Here is a 15993-nt window from a genome sequence, read left to right as displayed (position 1 = left end):
GAGTAATAATTTAATGGATACAACTGTTAATTTTGAAACTCTTCCTTACCGAAAAGGTGTAGGGATTCTTTTGTTTAATGATAAGGGTAAAGTTTGGGTTGGGCGTCGCTTAGTAACGTGTAATTCTGCGAATAATGAAACATCTTCTCTTTGGCAGCTCCCTCAGGGAGGAGTTGATGAGAATGAAGAGCCACTGGATGCAGCACGTCGAGAGCTTTATGAAGAGACAGGTATCCGATCAATAAAGCTGATTAAGGAAGCACGGGATTGGTTCTATTATGATTTTCCACAGGAGCTCATTGGATGTGTGTTGAGGAATAGATATCGTGGACAAATGCAAAAATGGTTTTCTTTTCAATTTACAGGAGAGCTTTCCGAAATTGCAATCAATCCACCACCAGATGGTAATACAGCAGAGTTTGATCAGTGGAAATGGGTTGATATGGAAATTTTACCTTCAATTGTTATTTCTTTTAAAAAGAATGTTTATATAAAAGTTGTCAGCGAATTTCGAGGTAGCATGAAAAATCTATAAAGTATATATACTTTTAAAACACTGTTTTTTTACTAAGATGTTTTATGTTTGTGTATAATATTTATGCATGATTGTTAAAATAAAGGTAGCTCTCGTTATCTATATAGAGAATTGGAATATAAAATGAAAAATTTATTCAGTTTGATTGTAATTTTTACTCTCTTGGGTATGTCTTCTTCAGCATTTGCATTAGATTCAAATTTGGCTGCAACGAAGCCTGCAGCGACAACAAAGTCCGCGACTGCGGCAAAGTCTGCATCAGCTTCTTTACCAAATGGTGCTTCTTCTTTGACTGAAACCTATGGTTTATGGAGCATTAACTGTGGTATACAAGAGGATAAAAGGGTTTGCTTTATGCATCGTCAAGAAGTGAATAACCAAGATCGCGTTGTTTTGGCTATGAATATTGTTCTCAATGCAGATGGTGTTGTATCTGGTAGTTTGACGGTTCCTTTTGGTATTTTGGTTTCCAAGCCAGTTCGTTTACAAGTGGATGAAGGTAAAGCTGTTATTGAAACTGGTATTCGGACTTGTGCACCAACAGGTTGTCTTGTTCCAATAGTTTTTGATAAGGATTTTGTAGCTGCTCTACGTGCAGGAAAGCATTTGAAATTGGCTATGACAGTTGCTGCTCCAGGTGAACCAGCTTTGAATGATTTGTTTGTTCAGTTAGCTGGTTTTAGCAATGCGCTTAACCGTCTAATTGCTTTGCAGAAATGATCTTAAATAAAGTAAAGACGGCCTTAAAAGGCCGTCTTTTGTTTGAAGTTATTTTTTTATTTTGATATTTGTCAGTTTGGCTATTTCATCTATTATTACGATATAGAGATAAAATCTGATGCTTGCATTTTCTGTTTGTACAAAAACACGAACGTGTAAGGTTATAAAATCAGCATTCGATAAAAATAGTCATCTTGACAAATGTCTTTTATGTATTCCTCTATTTCATTGTTTAAAAGAGGGAAGAAGAATGGTTTATGCATTATTTCAGACAATTGATCTGATTTTCAGTATTTACATTTATGTATTAGTTATAAGTGTTGTTTTTTCTTGGCTTTATACATTTAATATTATAAACGTTCGCAATCGTTTTATCGTTTTGGTAGGAAATTTTTTATATCGTGTTACAGAGCCAGTTTTGGGGCGTATTCGAAAGATTTTGCCAGATCTTGGACCAATTGATATTTCACCTATTATAGTGTTCATATTGATTTATTTTATTCGTACTTTTATGTGGTATACTTATGTGAATATATACTTATAGGAATATTACATTGGTTAAGTTAATATGCTTCATCAAGTTTATACAAGTGGTTTGGTTTTGTCTGTATACTTGATTCCTAAGTCTTCAACTGATAAAATAGTGGGAATTGAGTACAGGGATGATGGAAGGCAGTATTTAATTGTACGTCTTCGCACTGTTCCTGAAGATGGGAAAGCCAATAAAGCATTAATTAAATTTTTATCAAAGCAATGGAAAATTCCATCTTCTTATATTTCTCTTAAAAGCGGCTTGACATCACGTTACAAACGAGTTCATTTTTCCGGATGTTTAGAAAGACTGAGTAATATATTACAATCTTTATAGGTGTTGTATATTTACATAAATAAGCATAAGAGCGAAGCCTGTTTAGAAAACAGGCTTTATTTTGCTAAGTAGTTATAATCCTTTGTTGCGTTCAATAGCTTTCTTAATCAATTCATGTGCAAAATTTTTATCATTCCAACCTTCAATTTTGACCCATTTTCCAAGTTCAAGATCTTTATAGTGTTTAAAGAAATGCTCAATTTGCTTTAATGTAATTTCAGGAAGATCAGTAAAATTGTGAACATTGATATATCGTTGCGTTAATTTTGGAGTAGGGATAGCAATAATTTTTTCATCTTTACCACCATCGTCTTCCATAATCAGGACACCAATGGGACAGACATTGATAACACAACCAGGAATGAGTGGACGGGTATTACAAATAAGAACATCAACTGGGTCACCGTCTTCTGATAGAGTATGTGGGACAAAACCATAATTTCCAGGGTAAACCATCGATGTATAAAGAAAACGATCCACAAATAGCGCCCCAGATTTTTTGTCCATTTCATATTTTATTGGTTGACCACCAATAGGCACTTCAATGATGACATTAACATCTTCTGGTGGATTTTTACCAACAGGTATTTCCTTAATATTCATATAAATATCCTTTCAGGAGCATGATTAAGAAAGTTACAATGAAACAGTTTACCGGGGAAATTACAAAATTAGCATTAAATTGATGAGCGTGTTTTTTCAAAACGTTTTCGTTCATTGGGATCGAGGTAGAGTTTGCGTAAACGAATATTTTTGGGAGTTACTTCTACTAGTTCATCATCTTGTATCCATGATAAGGCGCGTTCTAATGTCATTTTGATAGGAGGGGTTAATTTTACGGCTTCATCTTTTCCAGAAGCACGCATATTGGTCAGCTTTTTTCCTTTTAAGACATTTACTTCTAAGTCGTTATCACGTGAATGTATACCAATTATCATACCTTGATAGACTTTTACACCAGCATCGATTATCATAGGTCCACGGTCTTCAAGGTTAAAAAGAGCATAAGCAACAGATTCACCGGTATCATTTGAAATCATAACGCCATTGACACGACCACTAATGTCTCCTTTATAAGGTTCGTAAGCATGAAAAAGGCGATTCATAACTGCTGTACCTCGTGTATCAGTTAAAAGCTCAGATTGGTATCCAATAAGTCCTCGAGTTGGTGTGTAAAAAACAAGGCGTACACGATTCCCTCCAGAGGAACGAAGTTCAACCATTTCTCCTTTACGCTCAGACATTTTTTGAACAACAATCCCTGAGTACTCTTCGTCAACATCGATCATAACTTCTTCGATTGGTTCGAGAGTTATCCCATTTTCATCTTTTTGCATAACAACTCGTGGACGCGAAACACTGAGTTCAAATCCCTCACGACGCATATTTTCGATGAGGACTGCAAGTTGCAACTCTCCTCGTCCTGAAACATAAAAAGAATCCTTGTCAGCTGATTCTTCAATTTTAAGAGCTACATTTCCTTCTGCTTCTTTGAATAAGCGATCGCGGATAATACGGCTTGTTACTTTATCACCTTCAGTTCCAGCAAGGGGGCTATCATTGACTAGAAAGCTCATAGTAACAGTAGGAGGGTCAATTGGTTGGGCAGTAAGCGGTTCATTGACTGAGGGATCACAAAAAGTATCAGCAACGGTACCTTTTTGTAGACCTGCAATTGCGATGATATCACCGGCAACACTTTCTCCAATTGGTTGCCGTTCTAGTCCACGAAACGCCAAAATTTTTGAAATACGTCCAGTTTCCAAGAGCTTTCCGTCTTGCCCAAGAATTTTGACATTTTGATTTGGTTTAATAGATCCAGAATGAATACGTCCCGTAATAATTCTTCCAAGAAACGGATCTGCTTCAAGAATAGTTCCAATCATTCGGAATGGTCCTTCAGCTACGGTAGGAGAAGGGACATGGCGAAGCACCAGATCAAACAAAGGACCCAATCCTTGATCTTTTTTTTCTTCGGGAGTTTCGGCCATCCATCCATCGCGGCCTGATCCATAAAGAATAGGAAAATCAAGTTGTTCATCTGTTGCATCAAGGGCAGCGAAAAGATCAAAAACTTCGTTAATGACTTCATCGGGGCGTGCATCAGGTCGGTCAATTTTATTAATAGCTACAATAGGACGTAACCCTACTTTTAATGCTTTGCCAACGACAAATTTTGTTTGTGGCATGGGACCTTCAGCTGCATCAACAAGCACAATTGCCCCATCTACCATATTTAAAATACGTTCGACCTCTCCACCAAAATCGGCGTGACCTGGCGTATCAACAATATTGATCCGAGTATCTTTCCAAACAACAGATGTTACTTTTGCTAGAATTGTAATTCCGCGTTCTTTTTCAATATCGTTTGAATCCATCATGCGTTCACTTGTACGCTGATTGTCGCGGAAATTTCCTGATTGCTTAAGAAGCTCATCTACGAGTGTTGTTTTCCCATGATCAACATGAGCAATGATGGCAATGTTACGCAATTGCATAAAATCTCTTCTTTTTGTTTAACGAAATTCCATACTAGATAAAGCCTTTTCATCTTTACCTTCCGACCAAAAGAAACCTTGTACATGTTTTTTTACAATTTTGGAAGAGGAAGAGCTGTTTTTATGGTAAAGTATCTAAGTAAGGTTTCTGATATTTAGTTAGTTTAAAAAAAATTGCCTGAAAGTTTTATAGTTAAGACGTTTCTTATGCGGTTATATTGATAAAATAAAGAGTGTAATTTGCTTTTTTGTGAAGAAAATATCTCTGTTTGTGAAGAAAATATCTCTGATTACATCATCATGATATATGTTTTCATTTTGTATGTTAGAGTAAGATTCCAGACAAAATAAAGGAGGCGACAGAAAAATAAATTACAATACCCATGACATCCACTAATGTTGCTACAAGGGGAGCAGAAGCACTTGCTGGATCAAATTTTAAACCCTTAAGAATGAAAGGAAGCATAGATCCGGATAAAGAACCAAATATAACAATTCCAACCAAAGCTATACCTACTGTCATAGAAACAGCAACCCAATGTTCGCCATAGTTATATATGCCTAGCTGTTGCCAAATAATAATGCGCATAACTCCAATAATTCCCAGTAAAAGACCTAAAGATATCCCTGTTGGGATTTCACGAATGATAACTTTCCACCAGTCTTTGAGTGTGAGCTCACGTAAAGCCAGTGCACGAATAATAAGAGATGTCGCTTGTGAGCCAGAATTTCCCCCTGAGCTCATAATAAGAGGGATGAACAGTGTAAGAATAATGGCTTTTTCAAGCTCTGTTTCAAAATATTGCATGGCGCTGGCTGTTAACATTTCGCCGATAAAGAGAAGAGAAAGCCAGCCACCGCGTTTTTTCATCATTCCAAAAAAGTTGATCTGCATATATGGTTTATTAAGAGCTTCCATACCACCAAATTTATAAGCATCTTCACTCATTTCATCAACCATAGCATCCAGGACGTCATCGACGGTGACAATCCCGATAACATGGTTACTCTCATCAACGACTGGTACAGAGAGAAGGTCGTGACGTTGGAAAAGACGAGCAATATCTTCATGATCTGTGAAGGGTGATATCGTGATGGGTGCATCATGTGTAGGAACATTAAGAATTTGTTGATCAGATGAAGCAAGAATAAGGTTACGGAGTGAAACAGCTTTGAGAAGGGTACCTGTTTTGGGATCAATAACATAACTTGTATAAACTGTTTCGCGAGTTCGTTCGACTTCGCGGATGTGATCTAGAGTTTTTTTTACAGTCCAGTTTGCTGGAACGGCAATAAATTCTGTTGTCATTAATGCACCAGCTGTATGATTGGGGTAACTGGTAAGTTTTTTAAGTTCGGCTCGTGTTAAAGGTTTGAGTAAGGTATAAAGTCGTGTGCGGGTTTCTTTATTCATTTCCTGAAAGACGTCTGCAGCAGCATCTGCAGACATGCCATCAAGAATGTCAACAGAACGATTTACAGGAAGAAGTTCAAGAATAGATGCAGGTTGTTCAAGCTCTGGTTTATCGAAAAGTTCAATAGTATAATCAAGAGGTAAGAGACTAAGAACAGTTACGCGTTCCATAATATCAAGATCATTGATAATATCAATTGAGTCAGCAAAATGCCGATTTTTTAATTCTTCAGCGAAAGTTTCAGGAGAAAAGCTGTTGAAGTCGAAGGTCGTTTTGATTTCAGTCATGATAAAGCACCTTCTAAAGGGTTGGATAATTATGAATTCAGGTGAATTAAAAATTATGGAAGACTTAAAAATCCCTCTCAATTATATTTTCAATTGTTAATATCGAAAATAAAGTCAAGGATAGATTGTAGGCTATAAACAATTTCTGCATTAAACGTGTAGGAGTTTTTGTTTATTTTTCTACGATAAAGTTGTTTTTATATTTCTTTTATAAAAATACAAGTTTGAAGGGTTATTTTAAAGCAAATTAGATAATTATACAGTATAATCAGTTGATATCATGAAGGTAGTTGTTGCCTTTTAAATTCGTAATGGAGCTGTATAAATATTATGACAAAAATAGCAATGCTGGATTGGAAAGAATATTCAGGGCTTCCTGATTTTTCTTCAATGAGTGATGACGACTTTAAACCCGCTTTTGAACAAGCACTTAAAGAAGCAGAAGAAGAAGTAGAAGCAATTGCAATAGTAAAAGAACAACCAACAATTAAGAATTTTTTGCAACCATTTGAACTGGCTGGTAAGGCGCTTGATTGTGTATGTTCAATATTTTTCTTGCGTTCAGGAGCTCACAGTAATGCGCTAATTCATCAGTTAGAGCAAGAATTTGTTGTGAAGCTTTCTCGTTATTATTCAAAAATTATGATGGATGCTCGGATATTTGCAAAAATAGATGTTCTCTATAAACAGTCGCAGAAAGGCGTGTATGATAAAGAAACAACGCGCGTACTCGAATTATGGTGGAGAAAATTTATTCACAATGGTGCAAAACTTGATGAAAAAGGCAAAAAACGGCTTGTTGAAATTAATGAAAAGCTTGCCCTTTTAAACGCTACTTTTGCTCAACATGTTTTAAAAGATGAAGCTGCATGGGTTTTATTTTTAAAACAAGAAGATTTGTCTGGTTTGCCTGATGACCTCATTGCTGTAATGAAGGAAATTGCTCAAGAAAGAGGTAATGATGAAGCTTATGCATTAACGTTGGCACGCTCAATTGTTGAACCTTTTTTAAAATTTTCTCATCGTCGTGATTTGCGTGAAGTTGTATTCAAAGCTTGGTCTAAACGTGGTGAAAATAACAACGATAATGATAATCGAGAAATTATTGTAGAGATTATTGCGCTTCGAGATGAAAAATCTAAACTGCTTGGATACAAGTCTTTCGCGGATTTAAAACTTGACAATACTATGGCAAAGAGTGTTGATGCAGTTATGGATTTGCTTATGCCTGTCTGGGAACGAGCAAGAGTTAAAGCTGCTGCCGAACAGGTTGAATTGGAGAATTTTGCAAAAAATTACGGTAGCAATGAATCTCTAGAAGCTTGGGATTGGCGTTATTATGCTGAAAAATTGCGAGCTGAAAAGTTTTGTTTCGATGAGTCTGAGGTTAAACACTATTTTCAGCTTGAGCGCATGATTGAAGCAGTTTTTGCAGTAGCAAAAAAACTTTTTGGAATCTCATTTGAAGAGAAAAGTGATATCAAACTTTGGCATTCTGATGCGCGTTTATGGGAAGTTAAAAAATCTGATGGAAGTTTGCTTGGATATTTTATAGGTGATTATTTCGCACGCTCTTCAAAACGGTCTGGTGCATGGATGAGCAGTTTACGATCGCAGCATAAATTGGATACAGAACAAAAGCCTATCGTTTATAATATTTGTAATTTTGCTAAACCTCCTAAAGGAAATATCGCTCTTTTGTCACTTGATGATGCGCGCACGCTTTTTCACGAATTTGGGCATGCATTGCATGGTTTGCTTTCTGATATAACATGGCCATCTGTTGCTGGAACATCAGTTCCACGTGATTTTGTTGAATTACCTTCCCAACTGTATGAACATTGGTTAACCGTACCAGAGGTCTTAAAATCTTATGCTACACATGCTAAAACCGGTCTTCCTATGCCACAATCATTGATAAATAAGATTATATCAGCACAGATATTTAATGCAGGCTTTTCTACGGTTGAATTTATTTCATCAGCTTTAGTGGATATGGCTTTTCATCAAGGCAAAAAAGTAACTGATCCTGTAATGTTTGAGCATCAAGAATTAGAAAAGTTAAAAATGCCCGACGCAATTATTATGCGTCATCGTCCCTCACATTTTACGCATATATTTTCGGGTGACGGTTATGCTGCTGGTTACTATTCTTACATGTGGTCTGAAGTTCTTGATGCTGATGCTTTTCAGGCTTTTGAAGAAACAGATGATGTTTTTAATTTAGAGCTTGCTGATCGGCTAAAGCGTTTTATTTATTCTGCTGGAGGAAGTCGTGATCCAGAGGAACTTTATAAGGATTTTCGAGGACGTTTACCTTCACCAGAGGCAATGATTCGAAAACGTGGATTATAAACATAAGAATGGTATGGTTTATTACCATACCATTATACTCTGTTATTATAATTGAAATTTACACAAGCCTTTCCAATTTATCATGGCCATATAGAAAATAATTTTCTATTTCATTTGGTTCTTGATTGGTCGAAGATGTCGTACTCTAAATTTTGAAAAATATTATGGAATAGAAAAATTATCAGCCCGATCTACTTGGTAACCATTTGATGGTGACCATGGTTTTTTTGTGAAGCTTAGATCCTCTTTGTCTATTAAGCTGGTATTTTGTTGTGCCATATCATCAAGGCTCATTGGAGGTTGACGTTCAATACTATTAAAATTTTGTATAAATTTTTTATTTTCTGTATTAGTGGAATGTACATTTTCATGGGAAAGAAGATGAAAATTTAACATAATTTTTAATTTACTGTTAAAATAAGAGGCAAGCTTTTTCTTTCCTTCAGAGGTAAAGTTAATACCATCATTGGTGCGAAGCTTTACTAGTTTTCCATTGATATCATACCCTGAAAAAGAAAATTTACCTTGTGTATCAGTAAATCCACTCCAAATATCGATAAAATATCCTTTTGCTGATTTTGTTGCATTTTTGTAAAGTTCATTAAAGATTCGCATTTTTTGTGTTAAATTGTTATTCTCAAAGGAAGGTTGACCCATCCATATCCACGGTGTTCCAGAATTATTAAGGATTTCAGTTATTTCTGTAATTCTTTGTTTATAGGTGTTTATCCATTCTGGTTGAGATGTACTTAGAATTTCATTAGATATTGTTATGGGTTGATTGTCATTGGCACCTATCACTAAAATAATAGAGTCGGGTTTATTCTTATCAATGAGTTCAGAAATGTTGCTTTTCCAAGAATAGTGATCAGTCCGAACTAAGCCAGAAGACGGTACAGTACCGTTTATAATGATAATGTTATCATTATAAATAAAAGTTTTTTCGAGTGCGTCAGCGACAGCGTAAGCTACAAAATCACCTATAACGAGAATGCGTTTTGCATTTTCTTTTTTGATATGTTGTGCAGGTTTTTGTACTGTGATCTTTTTTTTAGGGTTGTATATTTTTTGTTCTGTAATTTTCGGTTGTTGTTCTTGTTTCTTAAATTTAAAAAATGATTCAAAAAAATTTGCTGCCTTGCTTGGATTTTGGGGTACTACAATGAGAATAAAAGTAGAGAAAAGAAAAAAAATAAAATAAATCTGGTAAAGATGAGACAAGAATTTTACTCCAGATTATTGTTTTCGCAGGAGAGAAAGAATTTCATAGCTTGGATATCCATTTTCTTCTAAATTGTGGTGCAATTGAAAAGCTTTAATTGCTTTTCTAGAGGCAGTGCCGATTTTTCCATCAACTTTTCCTTCATAATATCCAAGTGCGATTAAGCGAGATTGCAGTTCTTTACATTCTGCTAGAGTGAGAGGCTTAAATGGTCGTTTCCAATCTTGAATTAATTTCGGATGCCCAGCAATATAATTAGCTAGAATAGAAACGGCGAAAGCATAACGATCTGCATTATTATAGCGTTTAATAACAAAGAAGTTTTTTGTTACCAAAAATACAGGTCCTTCTGAATCACTTGGATATTTTAACATTGCTAATTCAGATGGTGAAGGAAAAGGATATCCATTTGCGTTTTTTACTCCTAATTTTTCCCATTGCTCAAAGGAAAGCCAATCATTTGGAAGATTTTTTTCCTGTGGTAATGTTACTTCTACTCCCCAAGGGATATTGGATTGCCAGCCATTTATGTGAAGAAGATTAGCAGCAGCAGCAAGAGCATCTGGAACAGATGTCCAGATATCACGTCGTCCATCTCCATCCATGTCAATAGCATAAGTGAGGTAACTACTTGGAATAAACTGTGTATGTCCCAGTGCACCTGCCCAAGATCCAACAAGTTGAGAACGATCAATTTCACCACTCTGCAGAATTTTCATAGCAGCAATAAGCTGTGTGCGTGCATATTTTGCACGTTTTTGATCAGCATAAGCTAGGGTTGCAAGCGAGCGAATAGTATCTCGCATTATGTTTTTATTTGTTAAAACTCTTCCATAATTGCTTTCTATTGACCAAATAGCAAGGAGAATATTGCGGTCAACATCAAAACGTTTTTCAATTTGATCAAGCCATGTTTTCCATTTTTGAGCTTGACGCTGTCCTTCTGCAATTGCAGTATTATGGATGCGATTGTCGAAATATTGCCACGAAGGATCCACAAATTCTGGTTGATGTCCTGCTCTTTTTAAAACTTCTGGATCAATGGTAGTGATTGTTTGGAAAGCTGCATCGAATGTAGATGGTGAAATATTGTTGGCTATAGCTGTTTTTTTAAACTCTTTAATCCAGAGTTGAAAGCCATTTTCAGCGTGTGAAAGTGGTATAAAAAACACTAAAAAAATGGAAAAAATAGTGTACAAACTAATGATAGAGAATCTTCCACTTATAAATTTTCTTGAAGAAAGAAAATCCCTAAATTTTATTTGTTGCATTTTAAAAATTCCATTAAGGTTTAAGTGTTGTAGTGTGTGGTTGTTTCATTTTTGTATTTGGTTTATCTTATGATGTTGTCAAGTGCACAAAAAACGCTAGGATGTACTATTTGCTTTGAAGGAGATATTTGCGATCAATTAAAATGATAACACACTCTTTAAACATTTTAGTGAAAATATATAATAAATGCAGTAAATGTGTTATATGATGAGTTAATACAGTGCATAAAGCTTTGGGGGTAGTATTTTACGTATCTGGTTGTTGTACTTATTTTTTTCTTGTCACAAAAACAATCTTTTAAAAAATGATAATTGTCGTTTATAAGAAGGTAGTATGATGGGTTGCAGATGAAGAATGTGAAGACGATGTTGAGCATTTTATTTTTATTACTGGACACGATAAATATGCAATTGGCAATGAGAGGTGCGTTAACCCTTTTTTCTAGCAACGTATGGCTTTATGACAGCAGATTTATAAATTTATAATTTTGATGATAAGATTCTTCGAATCACGCAAAGTATGGTTTATGAATGAGTCTATGGGTATTGTTTTAAGAAAATATGGTTGAGTGAGTGCTATTTGAGCTGATTAGTTACTCTATCGCGTAAAATTTTTATTATTTGGTTGAATATTGAGTCCAACATTAAGAATGAAATTTTTGTTGTAAGAGAAATTTGTTAGTGTGATCACCAGAAAAAGATGGATATTGTACACACAAAAAAGGCCATCTCAAACAATGCTCTTTTTCACGTCATTAATGCACGTTACACGCTCTTACAGCAGATCTGATTTTTATTTAAATTCTCCTTTTAAGGAAGAACTGTGATCCTGCATATGACGTGCATAAAAGCTGCGTTGAGTTATATGATATTGCACAACTCACCCGAGATATCGTTCCACGTAAAATTGAGCGTATTTCAATTTCTACACGTTGTACACCAACATAATTATACGTACCTTCTGATAGCTTTTCTTGTGTATCCGCTGCTCTTGTTTCAAAGACACCATCGCGAAAAGAAGAAATAATACCATTTTCATCGATCCATTCACCGTCAATTCCAGTCGGTATATTTTGCCCGTAATATTGTGAGAAGCCACAAGCGACTAATGCTAAAGCGGTGATAATAAGACATATAACACGGTAGGTTTGTTTCATTCGTTTTGCTCTAATTTTGATTACTCTTTTTTAGTTCTCATAACATTGTTACATTATTTCATTAGTCAATATAAGAATTTTAACTGAAATAAATGAAAAAGCAAAAAAAATAGAAAAAAATGCCTTAATGTTGTATTTTATTAACAGCTTGATGAAGCTCGTACGTGAAGCACAAGAGGTGAGATATATTCTTATGGTTTACAACAATTCTTACATTAAGCAGCTGAATGATCTCAAAGGAGATTGTTAAAGTTATGGTTGGTCCCGTTCTTGTCGCAAGTGAGGACTATGGAAGGCGTATAGAGCTTTCTGCTATGCTTCGTGTCCTTGGTTATCGTGTTATTGAAGCAGAAAATGGATTACGTACAATTGATCTTTTACACAGACGTAAAAATATCATGCTTACACTTCTTGATGTCGTTCTAAGTGATTTAAATGTGAGTGATTTGATTAAAATGATCAGGGTTGCTGGTGTTTCTGTTCCTGTTGTTTTAATAGCACAAAAAGATAACCAAGAATTACTCCAAAAGGCTTTAACAGCTGGAGCTATTGATTATTGGATTTATCCAGTCACGCCGTTACGATTGAGAGTCACTTTGGATATTCTTGCTTTTATCTCTGCATTAGAGAGAGAGGTCTATTATACGCAGCGCAAAAATAAAAATATTTTAGGATTTTCTGATCTCTATGTAAAAAGTAAAGCAATGCAGATAGTTTTGGAGCAGTCGAAGAGAGCTGCAGATTCGGTACGGAATCTTTTGATAGAAGGTGAAGTTGGAACTGGTCGTGAAACATTAGCTCGTATTATCCATCATGAAAGTTCATTGTCTGGAGGAAATTTTATTCGCTTTCAATGTTCGGCTATTGTCGATCCAGAAGAAGAAAATCGCCAGTGGTTTGAAGAATTTTTACCGTTGGCTTCTTCTCTTGAAAAAGGAACACTTTGTTTGTGTGATGTTGATAGACTTGAGCCTATACAGCAAAAACGTTTTTCACGTTACCTTCAAGAGAGAGAAAATGCTCAAAAAGATAAGGTTTCTTCCTTTCGAGTCATTGCTATTTCAACATCACGGCTTGCAGATTTGGTTAAAGAAGACTTGTTTTTACATAATTTGTTTGAACAGCTTTCTCAATTATCTGTTAATGTGCCTGCTTTACGAGAATTGAGGGATGATTTTTCAGACATTGCACAGCGTTTGATTGATCACATTATCGCTGAAACAGGGCGATCGCATGTGCATGGCTTAGCAGGATCAGCTCTTTCATTGCTTATGCAGTATGATTGGCCTGGTAATTGGATTGAGCTGGAGAATTGTCTATTTCGTGCAGTTTTATTTAGTAATGGGCCATTATTGACGGTTAGAGATTTTCCACAATTAATGGGAAATTCATCAGTAGGTACTCCAAATATCATAGATAGTGATGTTCAAGAGCGTCATGAGAAAGAGTCTTTACAATTTTTGGGCGCCGATGGGCATGTCCGTACTTTTTTTGATATGGAACGTGATATTATTGAGAAAGCAGTTAAACATTATAAAGGGCATATGAGTGAAGTAGCCCGCCGTCTTCGTATCGGACGCTCAACGCTTTATCGAAAAATGGAGGGAATGAGGGGAGACAAATAGCTAAGAGTATAAGAATATCTACTATGTCTCCCATGTTTCCATTTGAGATATGTGCGGTTATTCGGCAAAGAATAGTAGATTTTTATAGAAAAACAGAGATATTGGAATAATTTCAAAGAGTATCATTTATTATGATTCTTTGTTGGTGGGAGTTGTTTTGTAAATTCAGTGAAACATAAAGTAGTCATCATAGGACGTCTTTTATCTAAATTTTTGTAAAATTAGTAGGGATGTTTTTATATTTTTTAGTACTATTACTAAAATTATAGGTTGCTATGCTATTTTTGTATTATATTAAGCAAATGATAGTATTCTGTATTTTTTTGGATGGAATAACTTACTTAGAATTGTAATTCGTATTTATGATAGTACGGTTGTGTAAAAATAGAAAATTAATTTTCTGAGATTATGTTACAGATTGTTATTGTATCTATTATATTCTTTTTTATTGCATCTGTGTTGGCAGTTTATACATACGGTCGTTTTGCTAAAAATGCTCGTGGAGAGTGTTCTTACGCGCTTGCTATTAAGAAAGATGAAACCAATTTTGATCGTATGGTAAGTCAATTAGCCAAGAAAGCATATGGATTAGGGGTTGATAAAGATGCCCTTTCACTCATTACTAGTAATCTGGAAGCGTTTTGTGTTCGTGCTATAGGAGCCGCGCAAGCTGGGCGTAGTCTTGACCTGATGTATTACATTTGGAACGATGATTTAACGGGTCGTTTGTTGTTAAATGAAGTAGTTATTGCTGCTGACCGAGGCGTTCGAGTGCGCCTTCTCTTGGATGACATCAATGCTCAGGCACATGATCCAGCTTATATTGCATTGGATAAACATCCAAATATTGAGGTAAGAATGTTTAATCCAAGACGATCACGTAAGGGTGGGTTTCGTCGTGGTTTAGAGATGATATTGCGGGCATTTATTGTAACACGCAGAATGCATAATAAGGCCTTTATTGTAGATGGTCGAGTGGCTTTTGTGGGAGGACGAAATCTTGCAGATTCTTACTTTGATGCAGGTAAAGAATCGCATTTTCGAGATTTGGATTTGATGTTAATTGGCCCTTCGGTTAAAAAGGTGGAAACCGTCTTTGATGAGTTTTGGAATAGCGCCGTAGCTTTACCAATTCGTACGTTAGTTACTCCTAGAAGTGCAAGTGACCTTCTCTATTGGAAGGATAAGTTACAAGAATTTCGTAATTCTGAGGCTGCAAAAGTTTATCTTGATTATATCAATGCGCATATTAATTTCGAATATTTTATTCAGATAGGAAGGCGGTTATTTTTAGCAGATAAGATTGTTGTTCTTTCTGATCCTCCAGAAAAAGCATTGCGTAAAAAAGCAGAAAACTGGCTTACGAAAGTACTCTCACATGTTATTATGAATGCTAAAAAAACAGTTCAAATCACATCACCTTACTTTATTCCTGGTAAAGTTGGAATGCAGGGCTTTGGTGATCTGGTTGCAAAGGGTGTTGACGTCAAAATTCTTACTAATTCCTTATCAGCTACTGATGTGGCACTTGTGCATGGTTGTTATGTACCATATCGTAAAGATTTGTTGAAAAGTGGTGTTAAGCTTTATGAGCTAAAATCGAATGGAGATGCTCACGGTATTCGATTATTTAGATCAAGTAGGGCTAGTTTGCACACCAAAGCTTTTTTAGTTGATCGTAAAACCGCTTTTGTTGGATCTTTTAACTTTGATCCTCGATCAGCTTCATTAAATACAGAAATGGGTATACTTTTTGAATGTGCACCGATTATTGCTCGGTTGGATTTGCTGTTTTCTGAGGAGACAACTGGTGAAATGAGTTATAGTCTCCGTATTGGTGAGAAGAACCGTATCTATTGGGATTTTATCCAAAATCAAAAACAGTATAGCACTGATCATGAACCAGATAGCAGTTTTTGGCGCCGTGCGTTTGCAAAATTGATAAGTTGGTTACCTATTGAATCGCAATTATAGAGACGACGAATTACATGTTAAAAATTAAAAAACTTCTTAATTTCCCTTTTCATTTTGTTCGTAGCA

Annotated in this window: 13 protein-coding genes; 7 read left to right on the top strand and 6 right to left on the bottom strand. The window is 35.6% G+C overall.

Going from position 1 to position 15993, the window contains the following annotated elements; all coding sequences use genetic code 11:
- Nucleotides 1-13 precede the first annotated feature (13 nt).
- From V3565_RS02020 to V3565_RS02005, 4 genes are all read left to right on the top strand, one after another.
- Nucleotides 14-535, top strand: a complete 522-nt coding sequence (locus V3565_RS02020) for an RNA pyrophosphohydrolase (protein ID WP_455478665.1) — start codon at nt 14-16, stop codon at nt 533-535.
- 123 nt (nt 536-658) lie between these two features.
- Nucleotides 659-1255, top strand: a complete 597-nt coding sequence (locus V3565_RS02015; protein ID WP_455478664.1) for an invasion associated locus B family protein — start codon at nt 659-661, stop codon at nt 1253-1255.
- A gap of 250 nt (nt 1256-1505) precedes the next feature.
- Complete coding sequence (locus tag V3565_RS02010) at nt 1506-1799, top strand: YggT family protein (RefSeq protein ID WP_455478663.1); 294 nt, start codon at nt 1506-1508, stop codon at nt 1797-1799.
- 24 nt (nt 1800-1823) lie between these two features.
- Nucleotides 1824-2123: a DUF167 domain-containing protein gene (locus tag V3565_RS02005; protein WP_455478662.1), complete on the top strand. Its 300-nt coding sequence runs from the start codon at nt 1824-1826 to the stop codon at nt 2121-2123.
- A gap of 72 nt (nt 2124-2195) precedes the next feature.
- Here V3565_RS02005 and ppa read toward each other — a convergent pair whose 3' ends face one another.
- From ppa to mgtE, 3 genes are all read right to left on the bottom strand, one after another.
- Nucleotides 2196-2726: an inorganic diphosphatase gene (gene ppa, locus V3565_RS02000; RefSeq protein ID WP_455478661.1), complete on the bottom strand. Its 531-nt coding sequence runs from the start codon at nt 2724-2726 to the stop codon at nt 2196-2198.
- A 74-nt stretch (nt 2727-2800) separates the two neighbouring features.
- Nucleotides 2801-4621 (bottom strand): translational GTPase TypA, encoded by a 1821-nt coding sequence (typA, locus tag V3565_RS01995; RefSeq protein WP_455478660.1) that lies wholly within the window; start codon nt 4619-4621, stop codon nt 2801-2803.
- A 325-nt stretch (nt 4622-4946) separates the two neighbouring features.
- Nucleotides 4947-6323 carry a magnesium transporter gene (mgtE, locus tag V3565_RS01990; protein ID WP_455478659.1) on the bottom strand — a complete coding sequence of 459 codons (1377 nt, stop codon included), beginning with the start codon at nt 6321-6323 and terminating at the stop codon, nt 4947-4949.
- Between the two features lie 330 nt (nt 6324-6653).
- On the opposite strand from mgtE, the gene V3565_RS01985 reads away from it, so the two are divergent.
- Nucleotides 6654-8678, top strand: coding sequence for a M3 family metallopeptidase (locus V3565_RS01985; protein ID WP_455478658.1), 2025 nt, complete (start codon nt 6654-6656; stop codon nt 8676-8678).
- Nucleotides 8679-8840: 162 nt separating this feature from the next.
- Here V3565_RS01985 and V3565_RS01980 read toward each other — a convergent pair whose 3' ends face one another.
- The 3 genes from V3565_RS01980 to V3565_RS01970 all read right to left on the bottom strand — a co-directional run bounded on the left by V3565_RS01980 (nt 8841) and on the right by V3565_RS01970 (nt 12328).
- A complete protein-coding gene (locus V3565_RS01980; protein WP_455478657.1) occupies nt 8841-9899 on the bottom strand; it encodes an SGNH/GDSL hydrolase family protein in 1059 nt (352 codons plus the stop codon).
- Nucleotides 9900-9914: 15 nt separating this feature from the next.
- Nucleotides 9915-11171, bottom strand: a complete 1257-nt coding sequence (locus V3565_RS01975; RefSeq protein WP_455478656.1) for a lytic murein transglycosylase — start codon at nt 11169-11171, stop codon at nt 9915-9917.
- A gap of 797 nt (nt 11172-11968) precedes the next feature.
- Entirely contained in the window at nt 11969-12328 is a 360-nt protein-coding gene (locus V3565_RS01970; RefSeq protein WP_455478655.1) for a hypothetical protein, read from the bottom strand.
- Nucleotides 12329-12582: 254 nt separating this feature from the next.
- Here V3565_RS01970 and V3565_RS01965 point away from each other — a divergent pair, with 254 nt between their 5' ends.
- Together V3565_RS01965 and V3565_RS01960 are read left to right on the top strand one after the other, a co-directional pair.
- Nucleotides 12583-13953 (top strand): sigma-54-dependent transcriptional regulator, encoded by a 1371-nt coding sequence (locus tag V3565_RS01965; RefSeq protein WP_455478654.1) that lies wholly within the window; start codon nt 12583-12585, stop codon nt 13951-13953.
- A gap of 408 nt (nt 13954-14361) precedes the next feature.
- Nucleotides 14362-15927, top strand: a complete 1566-nt coding sequence (locus tag V3565_RS01960) for a phospholipase D-like domain-containing protein (RefSeq protein WP_455478653.1) — start codon at nt 14362-14364, stop codon at nt 15925-15927.
- The last annotated feature ends 66 nt before the right edge of the window (nt 15928-15993 follow it).

This window comes from Bartonella sp. B10, assembly GCF_053794435.1.
Note: the sequence above shows the minus strand (reverse complement) of the source record. Positions and strands in the feature narration are given on the sequence as shown.

What these genes read in the sequence shown, in the direction of transcription:
- V3565_RS01975 (WP_455478656.1), bottom strand. Translation starts at nt 11,171, where the DNA reads ATGCAACAAATAAAATTTAGGGATTTTCTTTCTTCAAGAAAATTTATA.
- mgtE (WP_455478659.1), bottom strand. Translation starts at nt 6,323, where the DNA reads ATGACTGAAATCAAAACGACCTTCGACTTCAACAGCTTTTCTCCTGAA.
- V3565_RS02020 (WP_455478665.1), top strand. Translation starts at nt 14, where the DNA reads ATGGATACAACTGTTAATTTTGAAACTCTTCCTTACCGAAAAGGTGTA.
- V3565_RS01985 (WP_455478658.1), top strand. Translation starts at nt 6,654, where the DNA reads ATGACAAAAATAGCAATGCTGGATTGGAAAGAATATTCAGGGCTTCCT.
- V3565_RS01970 (WP_455478655.1), bottom strand. Translation starts at nt 12,328, where the DNA reads ATGAAACAAACCTACCGTGTTATATGTCTTATTATCACCGCTTTAGCA.
- V3565_RS02005 (WP_455478662.1), top strand. Translation starts at nt 1,824, where the DNA reads ATGCTTCATCAAGTTTATACAAGTGGTTTGGTTTTGTCTGTATACTTG.
- ppa (WP_455478661.1), bottom strand. Translation starts at nt 2,726, where the DNA reads ATGAATATTAAGGAAATACCTGTTGGTAAAAATCCACCAGAAGATGTT.
- V3565_RS02015 (WP_455478664.1), top strand. Translation starts at nt 659, where the DNA reads ATGAAAAATTTATTCAGTTTGATTGTAATTTTTACTCTCTTGGGTATG.
- typA (WP_455478660.1), bottom strand. Translation starts at nt 4,621, where the DNA reads ATGCAATTGCGTAACATTGCCATCATTGCTCATGTTGATCATGGGAAA.
- V3565_RS01965 (WP_455478654.1), top strand. Translation starts at nt 12,583, where the DNA reads ATGGTTGGTCCCGTTCTTGTCGCAAGTGAGGACTATGGAAGGCGTATA.
- V3565_RS01960 (WP_455478653.1), top strand. Translation starts at nt 14,362, where the DNA reads ATGTTACAGATTGTTATTGTATCTATTATATTCTTTTTTATTGCATCT.
- V3565_RS02010 (WP_455478663.1), top strand. Translation starts at nt 1,506, where the DNA reads ATGGTTTATGCATTATTTCAGACAATTGATCTGATTTTCAGTATTTAC.